At 61.3% G+C, this 25983-nt stretch carries 34 protein-coding genes and 1 tRNA gene; 17 read left to right on the top strand and 18 right to left on the bottom strand.

The genetic code is table 11. The features are described 5' to 3' along the window. Nucleotides 1–114: 114 nt before the first annotated feature. The 5 genes from LZ536_RS03855 to LZ536_RS03835 all read right to left on the bottom strand — a co-directional run bounded on the left by LZ536_RS03855 (nt 115) and on the right by LZ536_RS03835 (nt 3008). On the bottom strand, nt 115–690 hold the full coding sequence (locus LZ536_RS03855) for a biotin transporter BioY (protein ID WP_283938381.1): 576 nt from the start codon (nt 688–690) through the stop codon (nt 115–117). Between the two features lie 73 nt (nt 691–763). After that, a complete protein-coding gene (locus LZ536_RS03850) occupies nt 764–1243 on the bottom strand; it encodes a DUF6314 family protein (RefSeq protein ID WP_249846974.1) in 480 nt (159 codons plus the stop codon). Nucleotides 1244–1308: 65 nt separating this feature from the next. Next, nucleotides 1309–1878 (bottom strand): NADPH-dependent FMN reductase, encoded by a 570-nt coding sequence (locus LZ536_RS03845; protein WP_249846973.1) that lies wholly within the window; start codon nt 1876–1878, stop codon nt 1309–1311. A gap of 11 nt (nt 1879–1889) precedes the next feature. Then, nucleotides 1890–2618 (bottom strand): cytochrome c biogenesis CcdA family protein, encoded by a 729-nt coding sequence (locus LZ536_RS03840; protein ID WP_249846971.1) that lies wholly within the window; start codon nt 2616–2618, stop codon nt 1890–1892. 3 nt (nt 2619–2621) lie between these two features. Then, entirely contained in the window at nt 2622–3008 is a 387-nt protein-coding gene (locus LZ536_RS03835) for a thioredoxin family protein (protein ID WP_249846970.1), read from the bottom strand. Nucleotides 3009–3273: 265 nt separating this feature from the next. Here LZ536_RS03835 and LZ536_RS03830 point away from each other — a divergent pair, with 265 nt between their 5' ends. Next, the gene (locus tag LZ536_RS03830) at nt 3274–3876 is read left to right on the top strand and encodes a GNAT family N-acetyltransferase (protein ID WP_249846969.1); all 603 of its coding nucleotides are present in this window, start codon (nt 3274–3276) and stop codon (nt 3874–3876) included. Nucleotides 3877–3910: 34 nt separating this feature from the next. On the opposite strand, the gene LZ536_RS03825 is transcribed toward LZ536_RS03830, so the two are convergent. The 4 genes from LZ536_RS03825 to LZ536_RS03810 all read right to left on the bottom strand — a co-directional run bounded on the left by LZ536_RS03825 (nt 3911) and on the right by LZ536_RS03810 (nt 7426). Further along, nucleotides 3911–4672 carry a haloacid dehalogenase type II gene (locus LZ536_RS03825; protein ID WP_249846967.1) on the bottom strand — a complete coding sequence of 254 codons (762 nt, stop codon included), beginning with the start codon at nt 4670–4672 and terminating at the stop codon, nt 3911–3913. Nucleotides 4673–4675: 3 nt separating this feature from the next. Next, entirely contained in the window at nt 4676–6412 is a 1737-nt protein-coding gene (locus LZ536_RS03820) for a cytochrome c biogenesis protein DipZ (RefSeq protein ID WP_249846966.1), read from the bottom strand. Beyond that, on the bottom strand, nt 6412–6909 hold the full coding sequence (gene msrB, locus LZ536_RS03815; protein WP_249846965.1) for a peptide-methionine (R)-S-oxide reductase MsrB: 498 nt from the start codon (nt 6907–6909) through the stop codon (nt 6412–6414). The genes LZ536_RS03820 and msrB overlap by 1 nt, the downstream gene beginning before the upstream one ends. 85 nt (nt 6910–6994) lie before the next feature. Continuing rightward, nucleotides 6995–7426, bottom strand: coding sequence for a GNAT family N-acetyltransferase (locus tag LZ536_RS03810; RefSeq protein WP_249846963.1), 432 nt, complete (start codon nt 7424–7426; stop codon nt 6995–6997). A 313-nt stretch (nt 7427–7739) separates the two neighbouring features. Between LZ536_RS03810 and LZ536_RS03805 the strand changes: the two genes are divergently transcribed. Both LZ536_RS03805 and LZ536_RS03800 read left to right on the top strand, forming a co-directional pair. Further along, a complete protein-coding gene (locus tag LZ536_RS03805) occupies nt 7740–8216 on the top strand; it encodes a hypothetical protein (protein WP_249846962.1) in 477 nt (158 codons plus the stop codon). A gap of 7 nt (nt 8217–8223) precedes the next feature. After that, nucleotides 8224–8616: a VOC family protein gene (locus LZ536_RS03800; RefSeq protein WP_249846960.1), complete on the top strand. Its 393-nt coding sequence runs from the start codon at nt 8224–8226 to the stop codon at nt 8614–8616. 11 nt (nt 8617–8627) lie between these two features. On the opposite strand, the gene LZ536_RS03795 is transcribed toward LZ536_RS03800, so the two are convergent. Together LZ536_RS03795 and LZ536_RS03790 are read right to left on the bottom strand one after the other, a co-directional pair. Continuing rightward, nucleotides 8628–9131, bottom strand: coding sequence for a DoxX family protein (locus tag LZ536_RS03795; RefSeq protein WP_249846959.1), 504 nt, complete (start codon nt 9129–9131; stop codon nt 8628–8630). Between the two features lie 123 nt (nt 9132–9254). After that, the gene (locus LZ536_RS03790) at nt 9255–10172 is read right to left on the bottom strand and encodes a LysR family transcriptional regulator (RefSeq protein WP_249846958.1); all 918 of its coding nucleotides are present in this window, start codon (nt 10170–10172) and stop codon (nt 9255–9257) included. Nucleotides 10173–10296: 124 nt separating this feature from the next. On the opposite strand from LZ536_RS03790, the gene LZ536_RS03785 reads away from it, so the two are divergent. From LZ536_RS03785 to LZ536_RS03750, 8 genes are all read left to right on the top strand, one after another. Beyond that, nucleotides 10297–10842 carry a carboxymuconolactone decarboxylase family protein gene (locus tag LZ536_RS03785; protein ID WP_249846957.1) on the top strand — a complete coding sequence of 182 codons (546 nt, stop codon included), beginning with the start codon at nt 10297–10299 and terminating at the stop codon, nt 10840–10842. Further along, the gene (locus LZ536_RS03780; protein ID WP_249846956.1) at nt 10839–11306 is read left to right on the top strand and encodes a nuclear transport factor 2 family protein; all 468 of its coding nucleotides are present in this window, start codon (nt 10839–10841) and stop codon (nt 11304–11306) included. The genes LZ536_RS03785 and LZ536_RS03780 overlap by 4 nt, the downstream gene beginning before the upstream one ends. A gap of 19 nt (nt 11307–11325) precedes the next feature. After that, on the top strand, nt 11326–11631 hold the full coding sequence (locus LZ536_RS03775; RefSeq protein WP_249846955.1) for a carboxymuconolactone decarboxylase family protein: 306 nt from the start codon (nt 11326–11328) through the stop codon (nt 11629–11631). A gap of 199 nt (nt 11632–11830) precedes the next feature. Further along, nucleotides 11831–12331 (top strand): sigma-70 family RNA polymerase sigma factor, encoded by a 501-nt coding sequence (locus LZ536_RS03770; RefSeq protein WP_249846954.1) that lies wholly within the window; start codon nt 11831–11833, stop codon nt 12329–12331. After that, a complete protein-coding gene (locus LZ536_RS03765; protein WP_249846953.1) occupies nt 12328–12969 on the top strand; it encodes an NrsF family protein in 642 nt (213 codons plus the stop codon). Before LZ536_RS03770 ends, LZ536_RS03765 begins: the two co-directional genes overlap by 4 nt. Before the next feature lie 70 nt (nt 12970–13039). Then, nucleotides 13040–13312, top strand: coding sequence for a BufA2 family periplasmic bufferin-type metallophore (bufA2, locus tag LZ536_RS03760; RefSeq protein WP_249846952.1), 273 nt, complete (start codon nt 13040–13042; stop codon nt 13310–13312). A gap of 53 nt (nt 13313–13365) precedes the next feature. Further along, nucleotides 13366–14196 (top strand): MNIO family bufferin maturase, encoded by an 831-nt coding sequence (gene bufB / locus LZ536_RS03755; RefSeq protein WP_249846951.1) that lies wholly within the window; start codon nt 13366–13368, stop codon nt 14194–14196. Next, entirely contained in the window at nt 14193–14945 is a 753-nt protein-coding gene (locus tag LZ536_RS03750) for an HvfC/BufC family peptide modification chaperone (RefSeq protein ID WP_249846950.1), read from the top strand. The genes bufB and LZ536_RS03750 overlap by 4 nt, the downstream gene beginning before the upstream one ends. A 37-nt stretch (nt 14946–14982) precedes the next feature. On the opposite strand, the gene LZ536_RS03745 is transcribed toward LZ536_RS03750, so the two are convergent. Both LZ536_RS03745 and LZ536_RS03740 read right to left on the bottom strand, forming a co-directional pair. Further along, nucleotides 14983–15059, bottom strand: a tRNA-Arg gene (locus tag LZ536_RS03745). A gap of 44 nt (nt 15060–15103) precedes the next feature. Further along, a complete protein-coding gene (locus LZ536_RS03740) occupies nt 15104–16060 on the bottom strand; it encodes an alpha/beta fold hydrolase (protein WP_249846949.1) in 957 nt (318 codons plus the stop codon). A gap of 104 nt (nt 16061–16164) precedes the next feature. Between LZ536_RS03740 and phaR the strand changes: the two genes are divergently transcribed. From phaR to glmU, 3 genes are all read left to right on the top strand, one after another. Further along, nucleotides 16165–16686, top strand: a complete 522-nt coding sequence (gene phaR, locus LZ536_RS03735) for a polyhydroxyalkanoate synthesis repressor PhaR (RefSeq protein ID WP_249846948.1) — start codon at nt 16165–16167, stop codon at nt 16684–16686. A 364-nt stretch (nt 16687–17050) separates the two neighbouring features. Continuing rightward, nucleotides 17051–17599, top strand: coding sequence for a hypothetical protein (locus LZ536_RS03730; protein ID WP_249846947.1), 549 nt, complete (start codon nt 17051–17053; stop codon nt 17597–17599). A gap of 45 nt (nt 17600–17644) precedes the next feature. Next, the gene (glmU, locus tag LZ536_RS03725; protein ID WP_249846946.1) at nt 17645–19009 is read left to right on the top strand and encodes a bifunctional UDP-N-acetylglucosamine diphosphorylase/glucosamine-1-phosphate N-acetyltransferase GlmU; all 1365 of its coding nucleotides are present in this window, start codon (nt 17645–17647) and stop codon (nt 19007–19009) included. A gap of 59 nt (nt 19010–19068) precedes the next feature. Here glmU and LZ536_RS03720 read toward each other — a convergent pair whose 3' ends face one another. After that, nucleotides 19069–19401 carry a UrcA family protein gene (locus LZ536_RS03720; protein ID WP_249846945.1) on the bottom strand — a complete coding sequence of 111 codons (333 nt, stop codon included), beginning with the start codon at nt 19399–19401 and terminating at the stop codon, nt 19069–19071. A gap of 148 nt (nt 19402–19549) precedes the next feature. Between LZ536_RS03720 and LZ536_RS03715 the strand changes: the two genes are divergently transcribed. Continuing rightward, the gene (locus LZ536_RS03715) at nt 19550–20464 is read left to right on the top strand and encodes a LysR family transcriptional regulator (protein WP_249848553.1); all 915 of its coding nucleotides are present in this window, start codon (nt 19550–19552) and stop codon (nt 20462–20464) included. A 1-nt stretch (nt 20465) separates the two neighbouring features. Here the strand turns inward: LZ536_RS03715 and glmS are convergent, their stop codons facing one another. Next, the gene (glmS, locus tag LZ536_RS03710) at nt 20466–22289 is read right to left on the bottom strand and encodes a glutamine--fructose-6-phosphate transaminase (isomerizing) (protein ID WP_249846944.1); all 1824 of its coding nucleotides are present in this window, start codon (nt 22287–22289) and stop codon (nt 20466–20468) included. Between the two features lie 167 nt (nt 22290–22456). On the opposite strand from glmS, the gene LZ536_RS03705 reads away from it, so the two are divergent. Both LZ536_RS03705 and LZ536_RS03700 read left to right on the top strand, forming a co-directional pair. After that, nucleotides 22457–22840, top strand: coding sequence for a GFA family protein (locus LZ536_RS03705; protein ID WP_249848552.1), 384 nt, complete (start codon nt 22457–22459; stop codon nt 22838–22840). Nucleotides 22841–22850: 10 nt separating this feature from the next. After that, a complete protein-coding gene (locus LZ536_RS03700; protein WP_249846943.1) occupies nt 22851–23864 on the top strand; it encodes an alanine racemase in 1014 nt (337 codons plus the stop codon). Here the strand turns inward: LZ536_RS03700 and nth are convergent. From nth to LZ536_RS03685, 3 genes are read right to left on the bottom strand one after another with little or no spacing between them, the layout of a single operon-like run. After that, a complete protein-coding gene (nth, locus tag LZ536_RS03695; RefSeq protein WP_249846942.1) occupies nt 23824–24498 on the bottom strand; it encodes an endonuclease III in 675 nt (224 codons plus the stop codon). The two genes, LZ536_RS03700 and nth, sit on opposite strands and share 41 nt — an antisense overlap. Beyond that, nucleotides 24495–25205 (bottom strand): 4-hydroxy-tetrahydrodipicolinate reductase, encoded by a 711-nt coding sequence (gene dapB, locus LZ536_RS03690; protein ID WP_249846941.1) that lies wholly within the window; start codon nt 25203–25205, stop codon nt 24495–24497. The genes nth and dapB overlap by 4 nt, the downstream gene beginning before the upstream one ends. Before the next feature lie 10 nt (nt 25206–25215). Beyond that, nucleotides 25216–25962, bottom strand: coding sequence for a DUF72 domain-containing protein (locus tag LZ536_RS03685; RefSeq protein ID WP_249846940.1), 747 nt, complete (start codon nt 25960–25962; stop codon nt 25216–25218). Between the last annotated feature and the right edge of the window lie 21 nt (nt 25963–25983).

The raw sequence follows: 25983 nt of genomic DNA, 5'->3' as shown, positions 1-25983 counted from the left end.
GGCCACGTAGCGCGCCGGTACATTGGGTGGGGGTCCGTGGTTGTCGGCCCCCACCATTTGATCGATCCTGACAAAGTTATCTGGCGCATCGTTCCATCGCGTCTTACGGAAGACTTATTTGAGCTGCTTGCGCCGATTCAAGGCCGATAGGGTCCCGACGGCCAGAGCAAGCTTCAGGCAATCTCCGAGCAGGAAAGGCCACAGGCCGACAGAAAGAGCGGTCTCCCACCCGTAGGTGGTTGCCAGCCACGTGCATCCGAGTACCAGAATCGTGATTTCGGCAACGAGCAGTGTCAGAAAATTGCCGCCAATAGATCGGTCCCAGCCACGCTCCGCCAGTGTGCCGGCCAAGACGACCGCCGCAAGATAGCCCACAAGGTAACCTGCAGTCGGCCCGGCAAAATATCCAAGCCCCAAACCATTCGCGTGCCCCGCGAACACCGGAAGCCCAATTGCGCCCTCCGCCAGATAGGTGAGCACGACGGCTGCGCCCAGCCTCCAGCCGAGCAAGGGGCCCAGCAAGAGGATCACGTAAGTCTGCATGGTCATCGGGACCGGCCAGAAAGGCACTTGCACCTTGGCAGATGCCCAAAGGAGTGAACTTCCCAATACGAGGGCAATCGCCCCCTGAAGTGCACGGCCGAGTTCGACCTGCCGTACGAGCTGAGGTGAGCGTGGTGCGAATGTCATGTTGAACTTTCGGATCTGAGAGGGTGACAAAAGATGGATTGGCAGGAGGCGCCGGGGCTGGTCAGGCTCGACGTTACGCGGCCTCGGCGAGCTTCTGCCCGGACCGTCGCGCGTATTGCGTCACTATCTGTAGATTTTTCCGCGGACCGGAAACCTCCCAGGTCGATTGCCAGTGGAGGTGATCAAAAGCGAAAAATCGGCCTTCGTAGCGGTCCGCGCCGCAGACATGTGACACCACAGACCAACCCTCCGACAGGTCGAGCGAGTAGAACGGCCGCCCGTCGCGAAAGCATACGGACGCTCGAGCGACGCCTTCAGTGAATTCTACGCCGAGATGTTGTTCGGCATCTCCTTCATAGTCGCCGAAGCTCAATGAGCCCCGCTCACTATATTTCAGCGAATCGCCGTCCTCGGCGAAATGTGCGTGGCCTGCCATTGTGCCACGAATGGATCTGTGTCTGTCCAGAAACACGCGATCGATCTGCCAGAATCCAGATAGATAGGCCCTTAGATCTGGAACTCGAATTCTCTCTATTTGCCGTTCATCGATCACTAAACTGCCCTGCCAGTTAGATCATTCGGACGAATATTGTTTGATCATTGGTCGATGTGATGAGGTCATTCCACTAGAATTTCGCCCTGGGACTGGATGTGATCCACAAGCGTACCCAGCGCCGCTCTAATAGTGGTGGAAATCCCCTGGTCGGCCGTTAGGCCGCGGGCCGTAGCCTCCGCTCCGTTGATGCCGAGATTAACGCATGAAGCGACGACAATATCGGTTCCAAGCATTTCGAGGATGGACGCCAGGGATTTCTGTGCGGCGGCACCACGATTTGACGCGGCAAATATGGCCACGGGTTTCTGATAGATTGCTGTCGAGCCCGCAAGCCAATCCAGGCTGTTCTTGAAGGCGCCGGGTACTCCGCCAGCATATTCAGGCATGCTGATGACCACCCCATCTGCCGACTGGACGAGGTCCCGCCAATCGGCGGCCGCTCGCGGCATGCGTCCAGGTTCGTCGAGATCCGGATTGAAATGAGGGGCAACAGAGCCGTCCACGATCGACAGGCGCCCAATAGGCGTTGGGGCAAGGAGACGCGCCGCTTCCAGAATGGCGCGGTTGATGGAGCTCGCCCTCAGACTACCGCACAGGCCGAGAATGTGTAGCTGTCGACTGCCAGTGGCCACCAGCCTATCCCTCACAATGTGGTCGTGATCGCGATCAGCCAGTCCGGCGCATGAGCGAGGAACGCGGCTTCGATCAAGCGATCAACACCGGTTAGAATTGCAATTCCAACCGCTAGCAGAACCCAGCCCAGGATCGTCTTACCGCTTTTCGCCGTTCCAGAAAGACTTCCCCGAACCCGATTGAATAGTGACCGGCCTAGGAAGGCGATTACCAGAAGTGCTGCAGCAATGCCGGTTCCAAAAGCCGCCATGGTCAACGCGACGGATCCAAGATCGCGCCCTTGCGCGGCGAGCGCGATCGCGGCGCCGAGAGTGGGGCCAACGCATGGGCTCCAGACGACACCCAGTAACGCGCCAATGCCGAACTGGCTGTGGAGGCCGGAGCCGTCGATAGCCAGCTGGCGGTCACCGGCCCAGGCAACAAGCGGCGCGGCGCGAACGGCGACCTGGTCTTGCAGCGCAGGGTGCGCGAGATACGCACCGGCCAAGATCAGGATGGCGGCGCCGACTTTGCGCACTTGTTCGGCCGTCACTCCGAGCTTGGTTCCGAAAACGGCGAGCACGAACCCGACCAAGGTAAAGCTGATGATCAGCCCCAGGGCTAACGCAACTGGCCCAAGGCGATGTTTCTGAGCCGCCGACCCAAGCACAACCGGGACGAGCGGCAGCACGCACGGCGACAGGATGGTTAGCGACCCGGCTCCAAATGCTAGGATCGGGCTCAGCAGCGGGGTCGCCATCGGCTAACGCAGGGTCGAGGCCAGCACGGCCTCGATCTTGGCGGGATCTGTTTCGTAGGCCAGTCGCGATGTCTCGCGGCGTCCATGAAAGCCAATGATCGTCGATTGAGCGGTGGCGCCGAACTTCTGCCACAGCTGCTTTTGAGAATCGAAGTCGATTGTCAGCACCGAGACATTCTTGAACCGGGGTGTCGCCAGGAGCTTCTTGATGGTTGCCTCCTGCGATTTGCAGATCGGGCACCATGTGGCGTGCACAAAGACGATGGCTGGCGACTGGTGCTGTTGAATCGTTGCGAATGTCGAAGGCTCGAAGCTGCGGAAGCCATTAGCCTGGACGTCTGCTGAAGCCGTCATCGCCAGGACAGCCAAAATGATATTGGTTACTCGCATCGCTTTGCCTTTGAAGGGAGGGCACGCCGCCAGCGCCGAAGGGAGCGCTGGCGGCGCGGCGACGTCTCTTTCGAGATGGGGCGTGTCGCTTCCACAAGTTCGCCGAGGGCCGATCAAGGGTTACAGAGAATTTTTCGCCGTCGGCCACGAACCTTCTGATTCAATCAGTGAGGCGATTGCCGTTTTGCGGGTGGGCTTATCGCTTGCGGAGTAATCATTCCGCCGCGACGAACGAACTACATCATGATTTTTTGGGGAATTCGGCTTGCTGACGAAGCTTCTGCGTGATCGATGCCTGACGCTCTACCGGCGATGGATGTCACGCAGCGGCGAGGCGCGCCCGACCGAGACCGCTGGGCGCAAGATTTATTCCGGAGCAGGTGACGATGTGATTCAATGCGCCCCATTTCTGGGTGATCGCCGCTTCTTGTTGCCATTGCTCAAACTGGCCGATGATTCAGAAACCCAGATCCGGTCCTACTGGCGCAATGGGGAATTCCTGGTCGCATTGCGAAATGGCCAAGTCCTTGGGCAAGCGCTCATTGTGAGGCGCGGGGATAAGGTATTTGAGCTCAAGAGCATTGCGGTTGCCGAAGGCTGCCAGCGATTGGGAATTGGCCGGCAACTCCTCAATGCAGTCATCGATTACGCTCATGGGCACAAAGCCAGCACGCTGACGGTGTCTACATCGGTCGCCGATCCTGAAGCACTTGGCTTCTATCTACGTCATGGATTCCGGGCTTCAGCGATTCTGCGAGATGCGTTCACGGCAGACCGCGGTTATCCGGCACAGACGGACAGGCAATTGCCGCTCAACGATGCCATCGAGTTGGAACTGGCATTGAGCCGCAGCTCCGACCTGAGCTGAGGGACAAGTGCAAAAGGGCACTTGTTGCCTAAAGCTACGCGGCTTGAATGCCTGCAAGTCGCAGAAGGCCGTCCGCTCCTTTGGCAACGAGGCGTGGCGCTGCATGCACGGGCTCCGCTGCAAGTCCCTGGCGATTGATCCACACAGTCGGAAAGCCAAACCATGTCGCGCCGGAAGCATCCCAGCCGGCGGATGCCGCAAATCCAATCTTGTCTTTGCTGACACCAAACGCCCGCACCGCTTCGGCATAAGCCTTGGGGCTGGGTTTATATTGTTGAACTCGGTCCGTGCTCAGGACATTCTCGAACTGACCGTCGATGCCGTTGGCCCGAAGGCTTGCCGCAAGCGACCGCTCCGAGAGATTGGAGAGCACTGCCAGCCGGATTCCGTGACGCCGCAATGTCTGAAGTCCATCCGGGATGTCAGGCCAGACCGTCAAATTCCCATATCCGGCGACAATCCGGTCGATGTTCATGTTAGCAGGGTTCAACCCAAGACCTCGCGTAGCCGACTTGAAGGCATCCGCTGCGAGTTTCTCGAACGGAGTGTATCTCCCTGCGCTCGTGTAGTACCAGCTGTAGGCGAACAGTTTCGTCGATGCCGCGGCCATCACCGCACTGGCCATATCGCCCAGGTCCTCGCGGACGCGCGCCACAATTGCGTCTGTGTTGAATAAAACAAACGCGTCGAATGCGATCGCATGAATGGGTGGCGCTGTCTGAGCGAAAAGTGGCGCGCTCGCCGTGGTAGCAGCGATGAGTGCCAGCATCTCTCTGCGCGACGCTTCGGGGCTCATCGCTCAGCCGAACGTGAACGAGAAGGCGTCGACACCCGGATCAAGGAATTCAATCGTGAAGGTCCTGTCCTCAATCGGGCCGCTCTGCCGGATGAGTTGGTAGAGTCGTTGGCCAGTAACGGTGCCAGTCCCATCAGGAAGCGTGTCGACACCTGCGTTACGCCCCGGGGCCTTGCCGTCGATCAACAGGCGGTACCGTATCGGCTTTGCAGTCGCGGAGCCGAGTACAAGATGAAGGTCACGGGCGTGGAAGCGGAAATTGATCTTCCCGCCGGCGGAAAGTGAGCGAGCACTTTGGCGTTGGTCCCGCCATGCGCCTTCGAAGGACCATTGGTTGAGATTCAGCGCAGCCGGTTCGTACGTCCTTGGCTGATCGCGCAATAGTCCGCCGGGCGAGGCAAAGCGGTCAGCACGAGCGTACCCGATGTAAGTCTCCGGCGATTTCCTTTCGGCACGGTCTCCTGCAGCGCCAGTGCCCGTCGTACGCGCCTTGCTTCCTGAAGCTCCCGTTGAGTGGCCGGCTTCAGCGAGCAGCTGCCGGATCACGCGTTCGGAAGTATCATATTCTCCCTCGCCGAAATGGTGGAACCGGATCTGGCCTTCGGCGTCGATGAAGAAATGTGCAGGCCAATAATTGTTATGGAGGGCTCGCCAAAGCTTCCAGTCGTTGTCCATCACGACGGGGTAGTGGATACCGAGATCCTTCACGGCCTTCGCGACGTTTGCGGAGTCGCGCTCGAAAGCGAACTCGGGGGCGTGCACGCCGATCACCACCAGGCCATCCTTGCGGTAGCGCTCGTCCCAAGCCTTAACATAGGGAAGCGAGCGCAGGCAGTTGATGCAACTGTAGGTCCAGAAATCGATCAGAACGACCTTTCCGCGAAGACTGCCTGTCGCGAGCGGCTGGCTGTTAAACCAAGGGCCAATGCCGAGTGCTTTAAGTTCAGGAAGGGTTCCTTCGCTCGGCAATGCAAGCTGACCCATTTGGCTTGTGCGTGGTCCGCTTGTGGCCATTGCGGGGCCCACGCCAAGCGATTGCGCGAGCGTCGTCTCCAACCCCGTTGTTTGCGCGCTGGAAACCTTGGCCAGTATGCGCGTGTCGAGGCCAAGCGAGATTGCGGCGACCCCGGCAAGGACGAGCGCGCCGAGGGCCTGGCGAATTCGCTCGCTGGCGCCAAGCGACTTTTTCATTCGCGCGAAGACCTTGCCACCAACGAGCAGCGCGAGCGCCAACGACGTGGCTGCCCCCAATGCATAGGCAAGCAGCAACAATGTCGTCTCCGCGCTTGCGCCCTTAAGCGCTGCGGCCGTGAAAATGATGCCGAGGATCGGTCCGGCACACGGTGCCCACAGAAGCCCCGTTGCGACCCCCAGCACCACCGACGACCAGATGCTTTCCTGCTCGCCCGGCTTTCGTTCGGACATGCGCGAACCGAGTGCGACCAGTGGGCGGGTCACCCTGTCCGAGACGCTCGGGAAAAGAAGGGCGATGCCGAATAGCGCCAGCAAGGCGAGCGCCGCCCATCGCCCGATCGAGTTTGCACGGACGGCCCAACCGCCGCCAAAAGCGGCAAGCGTTGCCACAATCGCGAAAGTAGCAGCCATGCCGGCGAGCATCGGCAGCGTGCTGCGAACGAAGCTGCGGTCCGCCCGGGCGAATACAAAGGGCAGCACTGGCAGGATACACGGGCTCAAGATGGTGAGGGCGCCGCCCAGGTAGGCGAGCAGATAGAAGACCATCAGCCAAGCGCCCGATCGGGAATGAACTTCAGCGCGAGGCCGTTCATGCAGTATCGCAGGCCGGTTGGCCTGGGCCCATCCGGGAATACATGTCCAAGGTGGCCGGCGCAGCGGGTGCAAAGCACTTCTGTCCGATCCATACCCAGGCTCAGGTCAGTTTTGGTCGAAACCGAGCCGGGCAACGGCCGATAGAAACTTGGCCAGCCTGTCCCGCTGTCGAATTTTGTCGAGGATGCGAAGAGCGGCAACGCGCAACCAGCGCATGCGAATGTCCCGCGCCCATGCTCGTCATTGAGCGGGCTGGAATAGGGTCGCTCGGTTCCAGCCTGGCGCAGGATCCGGAATCGCTCGGGGCCAAGCTCTCGAAGCCATTCGGCGGGCGTTTTATTGATCCGTGCCGCCGAAGAGGCGGCTTCGGGTCTTCCAAGCCACAGGAATCCGGCCAGCCCGACCGGAATCGTGGCAAGAAGCTGTCGCCGTGATTGGAGGATTGTCATGCGGGTTTGATCCTGGAAGTTCACCCGCTATTCGTTTGCGCGGCCGATTTGGTCACACTGGGTTGAAACCGCCCCGGTGCGCCACTCACGATGCCAATGACAGCCGCATGATAATGTCCTGATGCCCCGGGGGTCGTCCGTCGATCACCGCCACCGCTTCAAATCCGAACTTCTTGTAGAATTCAGGGGCCTGAAACGAGTAGGTCGCGAGGTAGATGTGCGAGCAATCGCGCGCTCGCGCTTCGGCGACTACCCGGTTGAGCAGTTCAGTACCCAATCCCGATCGCCGAAACGGCTCATCGATCCAGACTTGGCGAAGCTCGCAAAACCCTGCCCACGTGAAGCCCGCCACACCACCGACGATTCTCCCGTGTAGCTCGAGCTGGAATCCGATGGATGCAGCGTCGTGAAAACCCGTGCGACTTGCATTGAAATCGTTGAACTTGTCCTCCAGCGCGCTCACCTCTGCCGGTGACATTTCATGTCGTTCAAGGATTTGTGGCCGTTGCTCGGTCATGCGCGGTCTCATTGGTTGCTCAGTGGTTCATTCTGCCCGGTAGCGTCTCAGGCGTCATTGAAACGTAGTACGCCGTCAGCTGGGGGAGCTGACGGCGTAGCGATGCAGGGCCATCGCGTGGTTTAATTCGGCGCAAATGCACCATCGGTTACCGCACTGATTGAGTGCGGCAGCAAGTCCGCCAAATTTCTCCCGCAGCCAATACGTCCGAATGGAAAACTGTATTCCATTTTCGGCTGGTAAGAATGTGACCCAATTAGAAACCGGTCCGCCGCTCCGCGCGAAATAGCATTCATTTCGGAGGGAGCATGTCATGCGTTTCGTCGGGCGTTGCCTCGCCCTGCAGAGCAGTCGTCCGCGTGAGGTTGCCTCGGTCAGGCGGGGCTGGTCGCAAGCTGGTCCACAAGACGCGGTCTTCGAGCTTGCCCGGGTTGAGCTGCAGATTCGCGTGTGTCTGAACGCATTCATTAGAGCCGGCTCCGATCACCAGGCGGTGCAGGATGTTACTGCTTCGTTGGATTGCCTGGGCCGCGTGCTTACCCTTGGCGACATCAATCGATTGGCCGCGATGGGCGATGCGTGTCGTCCGGATCGTCGCCAGGCCGTGTTCCGCCTTGCACTGGCCGTCCTTGCAAGCAGGGGCCGTCCGGATGACGCTGAAATTGTGCGTGCATCCGCGTCAGGAATTGGACGTCGACAAATCGACGAAATCAACTCGACCGTGGTGACGACTGTCATTGATCGTCATCTGCAACAGGTCGGGCCTTTGTCCTCGCTGGTTATAGGATGATCGACGCGTGAAACTGAACCATATAACACTTGCAGTCAGCAACCTCGCGCGCTCGCGTGATTTCTACACGCGGTTGGGTCTTCGTCTCATCGTGTTGGATGAGCCGCGCTACGCGCGCTTCCACGTCCCGGCCAGCGACTCCACCTTGTCCATCGAAGTGATGTCGTCGCCAAGTTCGCCGGCAGTTGACGGGTGCCATTTGTATTTCGAATGCGACGATGTCGATCAGATGCATTCGAACCTGTCCGCGGCCGGTATCGAATTCATCCAGGCGCCGACCGACATGGACTATTTGTGGAGGGAGGCGCGAATGCGCGATCCCGACGGGCATGATGTCCGGCTGTACTCCGCCGGAAGGAACCGGCTCTATCCACCGTGGCGAATCTGGTGGGCATCATAAGCGTCTGAGCCTCAGCTGCCCCGACGCCGCGCACGGATACCGTCAACCGAGACCGGATCCGGCCCGATCAGGAACATCGCCGCAATACAGGCGAGATAAAGCAGGTCAGCTTCTATCCCGGGCGGGCCGAATTTCGGACCCGAAGCGGTTACTTCCATCAATTTCACCGACGTAAATCCGAACGGAAGATGGACGGTCACAATCGCCACCAGCAGCACCGCAATCATTGGTAGACTGAGCAACGTGATCCCGGCGCCAGCCAGCATAAGCAGCCCGCCCGCGAATTCCACCATGATCGCCGACCACGCCGCCACATGAGGAAACGGGACGCCCAAAGCGTCGACGATCGCGACAAATTTTTCCGGACCCTTTTCCAGCTTTGCGAGCCCGTGCGCAAAGAAGCCGTAGCCAACGATTATCCGTAACGGCAGGGCTCCCCATCGCGCGAATTCTGGGTTTCGTGGATTGAACGCGGCCAACATCGAACGTTGGCGTACAGAAGCGGTGCCTGCCATTTGGTCCCCTTTGCAATGCTCGATCGAAGTTCGGCTGGGGAGCGCGGCTGGTTACTTACACAACGCAAGACAAACGGCGTCGTGAGCGTCGATGCATCAGTCAACCGCAATCAGATCATCAACCTATTGCGACTCCGCCTGCGATGTGATCGCTGCCAGTTCGGTGAGCTGCCCTCTCAACACAGGAGCCGCGAAATCAAGGAAGCTCCTGACCTTCGCTGGCACCGCCCTTCCGGATACGTGCAGGAAACTTACCGGGCTTGGCTCGCGTTCGAACTCGGCTAGGACCACGCGCAATTGGCCGTGCCGGAGTGCTTCCGCAGCCTGGTAACAAAAGAGTCGCACGAAACCCGCGCCCTGGATGGCGGCTTCAAGCGCGCCTTCGGCTGTTGAAACGGACAGGCGCGGAGAGACTCCGACCTTCAGGTCAGCTTTCTTGCCCTCGCCGCGGAAACTCCAGCTCGTTGTGGAAACCTGGAAATCATGCGCCACGCAGGGGAGGTCAGCCAGATCCTCCGGCCGCCGAGGCATGCCATGTCTGGCGAGCACCGCCGGACTGGCGCAAATAATCCTCCTCGTCGCGCCGAGGCGAACCCCCGACATCGAACTGTCGGGTAAATGTCCAATCCTGACGGCAAGATCGAAACCCTCCTCGACCAGGTCCGCGTTGCGGTCAGAAAGCACCAAATCAAGTGTGATCTGGGCATATCTCTCAAGGAAGTCCTGGACGATTGGGATCACCAATCTTTGCCCAAACATGACTGGCGAGGTCATGGCCAGTGCGCCTTTGGGATTCGCGAATGTGCCCGCTGCGGCCTGCTCGGCCGCATCGACTCGCTCCAAAATGTCCCGGCATGAATTCAGATAGGCTCTACCGGCGTCTGTAAGCGCTATCTTTCGTGTCGTGCGGACGAGGAATTTCGTGCCGACATGCTCTTCCAGGTCCGTGATTTTCCGGCTCAGCGTCGAAAGGGGAACGTTCAGCTTCTGCGCCGCACGGGAAAAGCTCCCACAATCGCTTACCTCGACGAGCAAGCGCATGGCATGCAAACGGTCCATTATTCCAAATCCCGAGAAATAATTGCCCGATATGGACTGATTATCATCATATTAAGAAAGATTAAATGGGGCGCGCCGGCATTTTTGCCATTTGGAGTCCACGTTCATGTCTCGAATCAACATCCCCACGCGGGACGGTGCGCCCAGCGCGTCTCACGACGTCCTCGATGAAATCGATCGCAAGTTCGGCGTCATTCCCAACCTGTTCCGTTTGCTGGCAGTGAGCCCGCGAGTCCTGGAAGGTTACGCTCAGCTAAACGCGTCGCTGGCAGGCGCCTTTACGCCGAAGATCCGCGAACAGGTCGCGATTGCCGTCGCCGAGGTGAACGGCTGCGACTATTGCCTTTCCGCCCACTCCTATCTCGGTTCAAACCTTGCGGGTCTTAGTGGTGAGGACATCGCGCTCAACCGCAAGGGCAGCGCCGCCGATCCGAAAACTGCGGCAATCGTACGCTTCGCGACCCTCGTCGCCGAAAAGCGTGGCCGAGTCAGCAATGAGGACCTTGCCGCCGCAGTTGCCGCTGGCCTGCAGGAGTCCGAGATGGTCGACGTAGTCGCCCTCGTTGCGGAAAATGTCCTGACCAACTTCGTCAACAACGTTGCCCAGACCGACATCGACTTCCCAGTCGTGAAGGTATCGCGAGCCGCGTGACCCACGCACTTGTTCCGCCTTTCGACCTGGATTCTGCCAGGAAGAAAGTCAGGCTGGCTGAAGATCTCTGGAACACTACCGATCCGTCGAAGGTCGTCCTTGCGTATACCGAGGACAGCCTTTGGCGGAACCGGACAGAGAACCTCGCCGGCCGTGATGAGATCCAAGCCTTCCTCCATGACAAGTGGAGGAAGGAGTTGGATTATCGCCTTATCAAGGAGCTTTGGGGCTTTCGCGAGAACCGCATGGCGGTCCGCTTCTGCTACGAGAGCCACGACGTAGCAGGGAACTGGACCAGGTCGTTTGGAAACGAACTCTGGGAGTTCGACCCTGACGGCCTCATGCGGCGCCGATATGCGACCATCAATGATCTTGGGATAGCGGAAAGCGATCGCTTGTTCCGTTGGCCGGCGCCAGGCCCTCGACCCGCCGGTCATCCGGGGCTGACTGAACTGAACATCTGAACATTCAAAGGTAAATTCGATGTACGATATGGACAATCTGAGTAAGTTGGGAGTGCTGGACAAGACCGCCTCGAGTGGCATGAGCGCGTTCTGGGCATTCGACAAAGCGTCCTTTGAAGCAGGAGCCCTGACTGCTCGCGAAAAGCAGCTTATTGCGATCGGCGTCGCGCTGACCACGCAGTGCCCATACTGCATCAAGCTGCATGTCGATGCCGCTCGCAAGGAAGGAGCGACGGACGAACAGCTGGCCGAAACCGCGCTCGTCGCGGCCGCAATCCGGGCCGGTGGCGCGCTGACCCACGCGACCCACCTCTTCAACGATTAGTCGAATTTTGAATCGACATCTCGAACCGTTCGGAGTGCGGCGGGCTTTGGCTTATGCGGGGCGACTGGTATGATCTTCGACTGGCTGTGCTCCAGGAGGACACACCTGGCGCGGCGGGAGATTTGTAACCGATTACCCCGCCACCCCGAATAGCTCGAGACATGACATGCGAGTAGATGAGCGACAGCTGAGGGTCTGGATGACGGCGGCGCTTGAGGGGAGCGAGCCTGATTACGCCAGCTTACTGCGCGAGCTCGTGCTGCTGCTACGGGCTTTCTTCCGTAAACGCATGTCCGATAGATTCGATGATGTGGAAGACATGGTCCAAGAGACGCTCATCGCAATACACACGCGTCGGCTGACCTATGATCGGACCCGCGCCTTCACTCCCTGGGTGTTTTCCATCGCTCGATACAAGATGATCGACCTTCACCGGCGTACGCGCCGGACGGTCCCGATCGAGGGCCTGGAGGACATTCTCTTGAGTGAGGGATTTGAGGACGTCGTAAATGCGAGCGTCGATATCAATAGCCTGCTGGAAACCCTGCCCCAAAAACAGGCGCGACTGATCCGCGCCACGCGTCTGGAAGGCGCGAGTGTCGCCGAAGCTGCGGCCGCTAATCGCGTGGGTCAATCGGACGTCAAGGTCTCGGTACATCGCGGAATGAAGGCACTTGCGCTCAAGGTTGGCGGCAAATGATGGATTCCGAAGCCCTTATTCGCTCGTTGAGCGAGGATTTGCAGCCGGTTCCGCGTCAGGCGCTTAGCCGGCTGGTCTCCGGCGGCCTGATCATCGGAGTCATCCTTTCGTTGGGGGTCGTCGCTGGAACGCTGGGCTTTCGCGCGGACTTCCTGACGGCGCTTCAAGAGCCGGGATTCTGGATCAAGCTGGTTTACGCGGCTTCGATCGCATCCATTGCGATCTTGGCTACTTTGCGGCTCGGCAGGCCTAATCAAGCCCCCAAATGGCTGTGGATGCTGGCCGCGCCAATAACGATCCTGGGATTCCTGGGCATCATGGAGTTATCGGCTGCTCCGCAATCTCATTGGATGTCGATGTGGCTGGGGAAAACAGCCGCCAAGTGTCCGTTCCTGGTATTCGCACTATCACTTCCGATATTTGCTGCGCTATTGCTGTCCCTTCGGCGGCTGGCGCCCACGCGACTGCGCTTCGCAGGGGGAATGGCCGGCCTTGCCGCAGGAGCGTGCGCGGCAATGATCTATTGCCTCCATTGTCCTGAATCTTCGACGTTGTTCGTATTCACTTGGTATAGTCTTGGGATGCTGCTTTCCACGGCGGTCGGGATACTGACGGGCCCAAGACTTCTTCGCTGGTAATGTAACCGCGTACTTATGCGCCCCGAAATGGAAGAGCCAATCAGGCTCAACCCTTTCGGGAGCTCCCACAATGAACATCACAAAGTCTGGAATCAGCATTGCCGCTTCGGCCGCCCTCCTCGCGTTTGCCGCCGGCGGTTCGACACCTGCCTTCGCCAAGGACGGTGGCAAGGAAGCTGCCAAAGTCGAATGCTTCGGCGTCAATGGGTGCAAGGGCCAGTCGGACTGCAAGAGCGCTCACAACGAGTGCAAGGGCCAGAACGAATGCAAGGGCCAGGGTTTCAAGGACCTGACGGCGAAGGAATGCAAGGCGCAGGGCGGAACGCTCAAGGCCGGCAAGTAAGTTGCGGGGCCCGGCCGTACATGGCCGGGCCTTGCTTCCCCCGACGATAGCCCATGGCAATTCTTCCGTTCCACGGTTTCGGCCTCGGCCTCCGAAAGCAACATTATTCCGAGTTTCTCGAGACTCGGGTGCCCGTCGACTTTGTCGAGGTGATTTCCGAAAATTTCATGGTGGATGGCGGGCGGCCACGTAGGATCCTTCGCCAGGTCCGGGAGAGGTATCCGGTCATCCTGCACGGCGTTTCCCTGTCCGTGGGGTCTGTCGACGGAGTGGATCTCGATTATCTCCGCCGGTTGCGAAATCTGGTCGACGAGGTCGAACCACTTTTCGTGTCGGATCATTTGTCTTGGACGCGCACGACCTCATTCAATTCGCATGACCTGCTGCCCCTGCCGTTCAACGGTGAAACGCTAGAGGTCGTCACGGCAAATGTCCTCAAAACGCAGGAGGTGCTCGGCCGGGAGATTTTGCTCGAAAACCCGTCAAGCTACCTCAATTTCACGAGCGAGATGAAGGAATGGGAGTTTCTGAGCGAATTGTGCGCGAGAACGGGTTGCGGCCTGCTCCTGGACGTCAACAACGTCTACGTCAGCGCGTGCAATAACGGCTTTGATGCCATTCAGTACCTGGACGGATTGTTCCCGAAGGACGTCTATCAAATTCACCTGGCGGGCCACAGCAAGGGAACAGAACTCCTCATCGATACACACGATCAGGAAGTTCCTGACAGCGTATGGCAGCTGTATCGGCATGTGCTTCCGAAACTCGGCCCGGTCGCGACCATGATCGAACGGGACGACGCGATCCCCGAATTGTCGGAATTGCTGAGTGAACTCGACACGGCGCGCTTTATCGCGGGCTCGTTCGGGAAAGCTGCGGCGTGAACCTCGGCGAATTGCAGTCGGGCTTCCGCGACTGGTTGCTGGACGGGGACGACCAATTTGCCGCGCAATTGGGATCCGGCGCCCGCGCTGGCCTTGATGTCTACAGAAACAATTATCGGTCGCAGCTCCGCACCTGCCTCGAGGTCGCCTACCCAATGACTCTGGAATGGATCGGTTGGACGAGATTTGAGGCTGCGGTTGCTGACCACATCGATTCCGTAACGCCGCGAAGCTGGACCCTGGATGCCTACCCCGCGGACTTCCCGGCAACCCTCAAACGGCAATTGCCCGATGCGCCGGAGTGTCATGAGCTCGCCGAATTTGAATGGGCGCTAAGCGAGGCGTTTGTAAGCGGCGATGAGCCGGGCATCTCGATGGAAGGATGCGAAGGCATCGACTGGGATGCCGCGCGATTGAATCTCGCACCCTCTTTCAAGATCTTACATCAAGATACGAACGCAACTGACATATGGTCAGCCATCAAGCACGACAGGCCGATACCCTCGGCAGATACTTCCGAAACTTCGCGAACGATCCTGGTTTGGCGATCCGACGAGGTTTGCCAGTTTCGCCGCGCCGAGCCCCTGGAAGGTAAAGCGTTGGAGATGCTCTCATCCGGGGCGAGGTTCGGTGAAGTCTGCGACACAGTCTGCGCGGCTTTGACGCCCGATGTAGCGATTGAATCGCTAGGCAAATGGCTCGGGCAGTGGTTTTCCGACGGCTGCATTGTCGGGACAGATACGGCCTGACCAAACAGAGCCAGCGACGTCCAGTTTTGCACGGGAATGGCGCACCCGACAGGATTCGAACCTGTGACCTCTGCCTTCGGAGGGCAGCGCTCTATCCAGCTGAGCTACGGGTGCGTGAGAGGGCGATGTAGCGGCGCCTTGTGACGGCGGCAAGGCGCTCAATCGGCCAGGAAGTCACTCAATGCGTGATGGAGCTGCGTCCGCGCCCGGCCGACGATCATGCCGACGTGGCCGGCTGGAATAATGACCTGGTCACCGTTTGGCGCACTCGCTGGCGGGACGATCAGGTCGTCGCCGGCAACGAAGTGAAGCGCCGGCACGCCCGGCCGTTCTGCGACGGTTATGCCACCCACCGTCCACTGGCCCGATCCAGGCGCGTCGTCGCGATAGAATTTCTCGAACAATTCGCGCGCGGTCGGAAGGGGCAGGGGCTCGCCCTCGTTCGCCCAGTCTTCGAGCGTGACGAAGCGACGCACAAGATCGCCATCCTGGTCCGCCGCCGCGAACTCGGCGAACTTGCGGACGGTGCGTTCGGGATCGAGCGCCCAGAACCCGGCTTGCATCACCTCCATCGGCAACGCGCCCAATAGCTCGGATGCAGCGCGGCTTTGTTCCCAGAGGTTGAGCAGGGCGCGCCTCGATTCGTCCGGGTAGCGCGAAAAATTCCACGGCGCGGCCAGCGTCACTAGCCGCCGCATCTTGGTCAGTTGCGCGGCCGCAACCGCCATGGTGCCGCCAAGGCAATAGCCGATCACCGAAGCCGGCTCGCCGACCGCGTCGAGCAACGGCAGCAACAGGGTCTCGACATGGCCGGCAATGTCCAGGTCAGCACGCCGTGAGGCCTTGCCCCAGTCGAGCAGCAGCACCTGACGCCCGCCTTTTGCCAGGGCACCCGCCAGCGAAACTTCGTCATCGAGGTCGAGCACATGCGGAGGATTGATGAGTGACGGCACGAGGACGATCGGCGAGCCGTTGCCGCCGAAATCGCGCAACGCCGCGCCGCCGACTCGGGCAACGGCAACGCGCTCGGGCCGCTTCGGCAAGCGCGGGGCCGCGGCATAGGCATCGAGTCCCGCCAACGCTTTTCGCGCCGCTGCTGCATCGGTCTTCGACACCTGCCGTACCAATTCGAGAAACAGCGGTAATGGCCGTGGCGCGCGCCTTTGTTGCGGCGCACTATCCGGCGGTGTTAGAGCGTCTACCACTCGGGGAGCGTAGCATGGCCAAGACAGGCGCCAAGGTGACGATCAAGAAATATGCGAACCGTCGTCTCTACGACACCGAAAGCTCGGCTTACATCACGCTCGATCGACTCGCAGCGATGATCCGCGAAGGCCGCGACTTCGAGGTCGTCGACGCCAAGACCGGCGACGACATTACGCATCAGGTGCTGACCCAGATCATCGTCGAGGAAGAGGCCCGGGGCGGCACCATGCTGCCCGTCAATTTCCTGCGCCAGTTGATCGGCCTTTACGGCGGTTCGATGCAGTCGGCGGTGCCGCAATATCTCGAAGCAGCGATGGATGCGTTCAGCAAGAACCAGGAAACCATGCGCGATGCGTTCGGCGGAAAAGTCTTCGCGGACCTCGCCAAGCGAAACATGGCGATGTTCGAGGAAGCCGGGCGCGCATTTTCCGGTTCCAAGCCGAAGCCCGATGTTGCGGACAAGGCGAGCGAAGTCGACAAGCTACGCGCGGAACTCGCGGCGCTGCAGGCGAAGGTCGACAAACTCGGGAGTTGATCGCCGCCTGCCCGGCGCGCGAAGTGCAAGAGATTACGCCCTATTCATACCATTACAAGCCTTGTTCTTTCGCTTGGCACACAACATGTTGTGCTTGCCATCAACGCAGCGAAAGGAGGTGATCCGATGTCTCATGGTTCAGCAGGGAGATCGGTGAAGTTCGTTCGGGAGCTGCGCTTCTAACCAAAGCGCTGGGCCCCGGGCTGGAGCTCTCCGGCCGCTGACCCATGTCGAAGGGGGCTGGTGCCGTGGTGGCATCAGCTCCCTTTTACGTATCCGCTCGTTTCGTGCCCTTAGCGAACGGAACCGTTTCGGCTATGGACCGCTTTGCGCACAAAGTTGCGTACACAAAGGAGAGTCACAGATGGCCAGGGCAAGCTCGAGAAGTGGCGGCGGCAACAAGAGTGGTGGATCCGGATCCAAGACGACGATGGACAAGATCGCCAAGGCGGCGATGAGCCGCGAAATGCTCGCGGCCGGCCTGACCGCGGCGGCAGCGGCAATTGCCGCCAGCCCGAAGGCCCGCAAGGCGATCCGCGACGCAGGCCTCGACGCCGCTGATACCGCCAGTTCGGCGGCAAACGCGATGGCGAGCAGCGCCTCCAAGCTCGGCAGCCTTATCGCCGAAGCCGTCGCCGAAGCCGCGCAGCGCGTGCTGTCCGGCAATTGGGCGAACAACGACAATGATGGCAGCGCACAAGCCGCGGCCAGCAAGCCGGCGGCGAAGAAATCCACAGGCCGCAAGACGACCCGCAAGCCGGCCGCTCGCAAGACGACGACACGCAAGGCCGCTGCCAAACCGGCTGCGAAGCGATCCTCGGTCTCCAAACCGAAGCGCGCTCCGGCACGTCGTGGCGGCGCCGCATCCCGCAAGCGCACAACGAAGCCGACCGGCGGCAAGGCAAGCAGCTAAGCGACCGCTGGCGAAAGCCAATCGGCCATGCCATTGGGGACGGCGATGAATTCGCCGTCCCCTTTTTCCGTCATTGTCCTTGCCGCCGGCATGGGCACGCGCATGCGTTCCGACACGCACAAGGTCCTACACCCGATCGCCGGCAAGCCGATGCTTATGCACCTTCTCGATACGGTCGACGGATTGGGCGCGGAGGAACGGGTCGTGGTCGTCGGCAAGGGCCGCGACCAGCTTGAGGAAGCGCTGAACGGCCGTGGCGTAAAGATTGCGCACCAAGCAGAACAGATGGGTACGGCCCACGCCGTGCAGCAGGCCGAGCATGTGCTCGCCGGATTCAACGGCAACATCATCATCCTTTACGGCGACACGCCGTTCGTTGCCGCGGACACACTCACTGAAATGCTGCAACGGTTGGATCGTCCGGACGCCCCGGCGGTCGTCGTCCTTGCATCATCCCCGGACGATCCCAAGGCCTATGGCCGCGTCATCCTCGGGTCCGGCGACACAATCGCGAAGATGGTCGAATACAAGGATGCGACCGAGGCGGAGCGCGCGGTTCGCCTGTGCAACAGTGGCATGATGGCCGTGCGGTCCGTCGACCTATGGCGCTGGCTTGCCAAGGTCGGCAACGACAATGCCGCCGGCGAATATTATCTTCCCGATATCGTCATGGTCGCTTCGCACGAAGGGCGCGCGTCCGTCGCCGTCGAAACCGACAGCTGGCAAACCGCCGGCGTCAACAGCCGCGCCGAGCTCGCTCACCTGGAGCTCGACTGGCAGCGCCGCCGCCGCGAGGAAGCGCTGGAGCAGGGCGCCACGCTCGTCGATCCGGAAAGCGTCTGGTTCAGCCATGACACAAAGCTCGGCCGCGACTGCACAATCGAACCGCATGTGGTCTTCGGGCCGGGCGTCGTCATCGACGAGGGCGCGACCATCCGTGCCTTCTGCCACATCGAAGGCGCGACCATCGCCGGCGACTGCGAAGTCGGCCCGTTCGCTCGCCTGCGCCCCGGTGCGACCCTCGAGGAGGGATCAAAGGTCGGCAATTTCGTCGAGGTGAAGAAGGCACGCCTGGGCAAGGGCGCCAAGGCCAACCACCTCAGCTACATCGGCGACGCGGACGTCGGCTCGAAAGCGAACATCGGCGCGGGCACCATCACCTGCAATTACGACGGCTTCGGCAAGTACCGGACCGAGATCGGCGCCGGCGCCTTCATCGGCTCCAACACCGCGCTCGTCGCACCGGTCAGCGTCGGCGACGGCGCCATCATCGGTGCCGGTTCGACTATCACCAAGGATGTCGCAGCCGACGAGCTCGCCGTTACCCGCGCCGACCAAAAGGGCTTGGCCGGCTGGGCCGCCCGCTTCCGCAAGCGCCAACAGGCGAAGAAGGACGCAGTCAAAGAATAGGGCGCGGCCCTGGGAGACCGCGCCCTTGGCGCCGAGGGTTGGCGCCTGTTTGCAGATGGTTAGCGTGCCGCGACGATGATCGGGGCGCCGGTGCGGGCGATGGCGACGAGTTGCTGGCGCTGCACGGCGGCGGCGGCGACCGTGTCAGCACGACACTGGCGCACATCATTCTTGCCTTCGAGATCGACGTCCGACGCTTCGCCGCAGACTTCATAGGCGGCGCGGACGATGCGGCGGTCGAGCTCCCGCTGGCCGTCAGCGCTGCCCAAGTCGAGGTCGGCGGTGCGGACGATGCTGGTGGCGGTCACCGGTTCCAGCGCCTGAGCGACGGTCGGAGTGACGGTGACGGCGGAAGCGATCAGCGCCGGTGCGAAAAGAGCAGTGTTCCTCATGGTCGTTCCCCTTTTTCAAAACCCGGTGGTTCGGGAGCGACCGTCTATCTATGCCTCAAAATCAGTTTTGATAAGCAACGAGTTTGCGTTATGATTCTGCGAAATTGCAGAATGCGATATGGTATGCGGCGGGGGTAAGACCTTGGCGATGCTCGACTGGAACGACCTTCGATACTTCCTCGGCGTGGCCGATCTCGGCAGCACGCTTGCCGCCGGCAAGGCGCTGAGAGTCAGTCAGACGACGGTCGCGCGACGCATTGCCGCTTTGGAGGAAGCGGTCGGTTTCCCGCTCTTCGAGAAACGGCAGGCCGGCTACGCCCTCACCCCCGCAGGCGAGGAGCTGGTCGAGCGCGCGCGGCAGGTGGATGCCGCCGCCAATGCCTTTGCCGAAGCAGCCGATGCGGAGAAGCGTGCAGTCAGCGGCATCGTACGGATCACGACCCAGGAAATCTTCGCGGTCGGACTGCTCGGCCCGATGTTGCGTGAGTTGCATGAGCGGCATCCGGACATTTTGATCGAGCTCGACGACAGCCAGAACTTCCGCGACCTTGGCGAAGGCGAGGCCGATATCGCACTGCGTAGCGCCTACGGCGACCTTGGTTCAGGCGTCGTCGGAAGGCGGCTCGGCGACGACGATTGGACGCTCTACTGCAGTCGCGATTACGCCGCGCAGCACGGTGTGCCGACGACGCGCGCGCAGTTGAAGACCCATGCCTTCATCGGCGGCGGCGGGCCCAAGCTGTGGCGCGCTTATTCCGCCTGGCTGCACGAACTCGACCTCGACGACCGCGTCATCATGCATCACGCCTCGGCAATGGGGATGATGTCGGCAATCCGTTCCGGCCTTGGCATTGCCGTTCTACCGGCCATCGTCGCCGACGCCGAACAGGACCTGATCCAGTGCGTGCCCCCGAAAGCGGGGCATGGCCGGTCGATGTGGCTGGTGACTCATGAGCGCGTCCGCCACACGCCGCGCGTCCGTGCAGTCATCGATTTTCTCTACGAAAAACTGACTGCCCACATTCGCATGCTGGAAGAGAAGCGCGCCGCCGAAGCGGCTTAGCTCACTCCACCGTGACCGACTTGGCCAAGTTGCGGGGCTGGTCGACGTCTGTGCCTTTCAGCACCGCGACATGATAGGCGAGCAGCTGCACCGGCACTGCATAGACAAGCGGCGCGATTAGCGGGTGCACCTGCGGCATCTCGATCGTCGCCATGCAGCCTTCGCCGGCCTCGGCGATGCCGTGCGCGTCGCTGATCAGGACGATCTTGCCGCCGCGGGCGCGCACTTCCTGCATGTTGCTGACCGTCTTCTCAAAGAGCGGGCCTGAGGGGGCGAGAACGATCACCGGCACATTGTCGTCAATGAGGGCGATTGGCCCGTGCTTCATTTCGCCGGCGGCATAGCCCTCGGCGTGGATGTAGCTGATCTCCTTGAGCTTCAGCGCGCCTTCCAGTGCCATCGGATAATCGGGGCCGCGTCCCAGGTAGAGCACATCGCGCGCCGGCACGATCAGGTGCGCCATGGCGGCGATGTCATCGTCATGGGCGAGCGCGTCGTTCAGCGCCTGCGGAGCCTCCTGCAGGTGAGCGACGATCTCCTTTTCCTCGTCCGCCGTCAGTCGGCCCTTGTCGCGGGCGAGATTTGTCGCGAGGGCGGCGAGCACTGCCAGCTGGCAGGTGAAGGCCTTGGTCGAAGCCACGCCTATTTCCGGCCCAGCATGGGTTGGCAGCATCAGGTCCGCCTCGCGCGCCATGGAACTGGTCGGCACGTTGACGACGACGGCGATGGTCTGGCCCTCGGACTTGGCATGGCGGAGCGCGGCGAGCGTGTCGGCAGTCTCGCCCGACTGGCTGATGAAAAGCGACAGGCCGCCCTTCTCCAGCACTGGCTCTCGGTAGCGAAACTCGGACGCGACATCGATGTCGACCGGCACGCGGGCGAACTGCTCGAACCAATATTTGGCGACGAGGCCGGCGTAATAGCTGGTGCCGCAGGCGACGATGGTGACGCGATTAATGCTGGCAAGGTCGAAGCCGAAATCGGGAAGCGCGACCTGGCCTTCGAACGGGCGCACGTAGCTCTGCAGGGTCTGCGCGACGACGATCGGCTGCTCGAAGATCTCCTTGAGCATGAAGTGCGCGTAATTGCCTTTGTCGATTCGGTCCGCCGAGGCGCCGGAATTGACGATTTCGCGTGTCACCGGATTGTTGGCGCGGTCGAAAATCTTGACGCTGTCGCGGCGCAGCACCGCCCAGTCGCCCTCATCGAGATAGGCGATGCGCTGCGTGAATGGCGCGAGGGCGAGCGCGTCGGAGCCCAGGTAATTCTCGCCTTCGCCGTAACCGACCGTCAGTGGCGAGCCCATGCGCGCGCCGATGATGAGGTCAGGGTCGTTCTGGAAGAGGAAGGCGATGCCGAAGGCGCCGTGCAGGCGCGGCAGGACAGTCGCAACCGCCTCCTGCGGCGAGGCTCCGCGCTCAATCTCGCGGGCGACGAGATGGGCGACCACCTCGCTGTCGGTTTCGGACGTGAAAGTGCGGCCATCGGCGATCAGTTCGTCGCGGAGCGGCTTGAAATTCTCGATGATGCCGTTGTGGACTAGTGCCACCGGACCAGCGATGTGCGGGTGGGCGTTGCCGACCGTCGGCGCCCCATGAGTCGCCCAGCGCGTATGGGCGATGCCGACATTGCCGTGCAGCGGCTCACCGGCAAGGACGCGAGCGAGATTGTCCAACTTGCCCTCGGCGCGGCGACGCTCGAAGCCGCCGCTGGCGACGGTGGCGATACCGGCGCTGTCATAGCCCCGATACTCCAGCCGCTTCAGGCCATCGAATAGCCGCTGCGCGACCGGTTCCTTACCGATAATGCCGACAATACCGCACATTCTCTGTCACTCTTTCACAGGGGCAACTTGAGCCGTAGCTTTCATCCAATTCGGTGGCAATTTACTTCCATTTTGGATGTAATTTGCGGCAGCCAAGGGCGTAGTTTGATGGAAGCTTTTCGAATGTCTCGGATGAATAGCTCCAATCTGAATGGGGAAAGGTGTCGATGAAGGTCAGCGGCGGATGCCATTGCGGAGCGGTACGGTGGGAGGCGGAGCTGCCCGAACCGCCGGTGCCCGCGCTCGACTGCAATTGCTCGGTCTGTTCGAGGACCGGCTTCCTGCACGTCATGGTGCCGCATTCGGACTTTGAACTCATCACCGGCCGAGATGCGCTCAGCAGCTACCGCTTCGGCACCGGCGCTGCCGAGCATCTCTTTTGCAGGACCTGCGGCGTCAAAAGCTTCTACCAGCCGCGCAGCCATCCCAACTGCTGGAGCCTCAACGCCAATTGTTTCGACGAGCCGGTCGAATTGGAGATCGAACGGTTCGACGGACGGAACTGGGAAAATGCCAAAGCATCCCTCGACGGCGCAAATCCCGCTGGCTAGGCGGTCAGTAATGCACCAGCCGCTCCGCCTCACCCTTGACCGCGCCGCGCTCCAGTCCAACTGGCGCTGGCTTTCGCAAAAGGCGGGCACCGCAGCCGGCGCCGCGATCAAGGCCGACGGTTACGGTATCGGCGCGCGCGGCACGATGGAGGCCCTGGCGGAGGCCGGTTGCCGCGACTTCCTGGTTTCAACCTGGTGGGAAGCCGAGCAATTGGGCCCGATTCTGGACGGGCTGTCACTGTCCGTCCTTCACGGCCCCGGTCCCGACGATGCCATCGGCAACGCCCGGCCCACGCTGAATTCGCCAGAGCAGGTTGCGCGATGGAAGGCGATCGGCGGCGGCCAGCCCTGCGATGTGATGATCGACACGGGCATGAACCGCCTTGGGCTAAGGCCGGAAGAAGCGGGCGTGCTCGATGGCCTCAACATCGAAACATTGCTCAGCCATCTCGCCTGCGCCGACGAGGATCATCCACTTAACGCGATTCAGCTCGAGCGCTTTCGTGCGGCGGTCTCGAGCATTCCGGCGCGGCGTCACAGCCTCGCCAATTCTGCCGGCATTTGCCTTGGCACCGACTATAGCTTCGACCTCGTCCGGCCCGGCCTCGCCCTTTACGGCGGCATTCCGCGCAGGGAAGCCGAAGGTCACATACGCCAGGTCGCTTTTCTTGAGGCTCAGGTGATCCAACGCCGCCGCATTCTTGCCGGCGAAACTGTGGGCTACAACGCGACCTTTGTTCCGGACTTCGACCGAGACGCGGTGGTCGTCAACATCGGCTACGCCGACGGCTATTTCCGCGGTTTCTCCAACCGCGGCGGTGCCAGGTTCGGCGGCGAAATTCTCCCGGTGCTCGGCAGGGTGTCGATGGATCTTCTGATCATCGCCTGCGACGGCGTTCAAATCGCCGAGGGAGACTGGGTCGAGATCGAATTCGACCTGAAATATTCGTCGATGGTCAGCGACATGTCGCAATACGAATTGCTTACCGGGCTGGGCTCGCGCTTCCAGCGGACTTGGCGGTAGGCGCCGGCGTCTTCGGCTTGAAGGCGCAAAGGTCGATCACTGGGCAGCGCCAGCATTCGGGCTTCCGCGCCTTGCAGATGTAGCGTCCGTGCAGGATCAGCCAGTGGTGCGCCCCGCGCCGGAAGGGCTGCGGTACGACCTTTTCCAGCTTCAGTTCGACATCGAGCGGCGTCTTGCCCGGCGCCAGCCCAGTGCGGTTGCCGACGCGGAAAATGTGCGTGTCGACCGCAAAGGTCTCCTGCGCGAAGGCCGTGTTGAGCACGACATTGGCGGTCTTCCGTCCGACCCCCGGCAGGCTCTCCAGTGCCGCCCGGTCCTCCGGCACCTTGCCGCCGAATTCGTCGATCAGCTTCTGGGATAGCAGGATGACGTTCTTGGCCTTGGTGTTGAACAGGCCGATGGTCTTGATGAAGTCCTTCAGGCCCTCTTCGCCGAGCGCGACCATTTTCGCGGGCGTATCCGCGACCTTGAAAAGCCTGCGAGTGGCGAGGTTGACCGAAACGTCTGTTGCCTGCGCCGACAGGGCAACGGCGACGACCAACGTATAGGGGTCCTTGAACTCCAACTCGGTCTGCGGATCCGGATTGAGCTCCGCCAGGCGCCGGAAGAATTCGAAAATCTCGTCCTTCTTCACAGCGCGCCGATGACGTCCCGCATCGAATAAAGCCCCGCCGGCTTGCCAAGCAGAAAGCGGGCGGCGGCCAGCGCGCCGCGGGCGAAGATTGTCCGGCTCTCGGCGCGATGCGAGAGGATCACTCGCTCGTCCGATCCGGCGAATACGACATCATGATCCCCCGGAACCGTGCCGCCGCGCAGCGCGGCATAGCCGATCGCACCCGGCTCTCGCGTTAGGCCGGTGCCAAGGCGGAACCGTTCTTCGGTCGCCTTGCCGCCACGGCCGCGCGCCGCGGCATCGCCGAGCGCCAGCGCGGTGCCCGAAGGCGCGTCCGCTTTCATCCGATGATGCATTTCGATGATTTCGATGTCCCAGTCGGTACCGAGCATGCCCGCCGCACGCTCGACCAGGTCGGAGAGGACGGCGATCCCCAGCGACGTGTTCGGGGCGCGCAGCACCGCGACTTCGCGCGAGGCAATTTCGATGCGATTGGCGGCGAGGTCGTCCAGCCCGGTCGTCCCGATCAGGATCGGCACGCCGGCGCTCACCGCCCGGTCAAGGCTCGCCTGCAGCGCGGCTGGAGCCGAGAAGTCGACGATGACGTCGCCATGATCTGCATCGATCGTGAAACCGCCGTCGGCTTCGGCCGCTTCTGCGATGGCACGGCCCATGCGGCCGCTGGGGGCGATCAGGGTGATGCGGATCGGCTGCTCGTCACTGCGCATGGGCAACGGGTTAGCGAAGCAAGTCCTGCAAGGCCATAGCGGCGGCGGGCGCGCGCTCCTTGGCGCCGTTGATCATGAAGACATAGCAATCTCGCCCGTCCTTGGCCCATCGGCGCGCCTTGGTCTCGAAGCGATCGAGTGCAGTCGCGTCATAGCCGGTCGGAATGTCGGAATTCATCCGCTGCAGCCGGGCGTAGGTGAAGCTCGCCGTATCAGCTTCGATGGTCGGATATTCGTCGGCGTCGTCGAACACGACGGCTGCGTCATGCTCACGGCAGAGCGCGAAGAAATTTTCGTCCTGGAAGCTCTCATGGCGCGGTTCGAGCGCGTGCCGCAACCGGACGCCGTCGACCTCCTTCGGCAGCAGCTTCAGGAACGCAGCGATGTCGTCGAGTTCGAGCCTACGGCGCGCCTGGAACTGCCAGAGGATCGGCCCCAGCTTCGGTCCGAGAACCGAGAAGCCCTGGCCGACGAAATTGGCGATGGATTCCGCACCCTCGGCAAGCTTCGACCGCGACACGCAGAAGCGCGACGCCTTGATCGCGAATTGGAAGTCGTCGGGGACCGTCTTCGCCCATTTCTCCCAGCTCGCCGGCTTCTGACGGCCATAGAAAGTGGCGTTGATCTCGATCGCGCCGAGGCGGCTGGCGGCATATTCCAGCTCCTTCGACTGGGCGAGGCCCTTGGGATAGAAATTGTCCCGCCACGGCGCGTAGTTCCAGCCGCCGATGCCGACGCGAATGTTGGGCTTGGTCATGCCCGCATGAACAACGATCCG

Origin of the sequence: Sphingomonas alba (genome assembly GCF_023516555.1) — a bacterium.
Classification (GTDB): domain Bacteria; phylum Pseudomonadota; class Alphaproteobacteria; order Sphingomonadales; family Sphingomonadaceae; genus Sphingomicrobium; species Sphingomicrobium album.
This window is presented reverse-complemented; position numbering and strand designations above follow the sequence as displayed.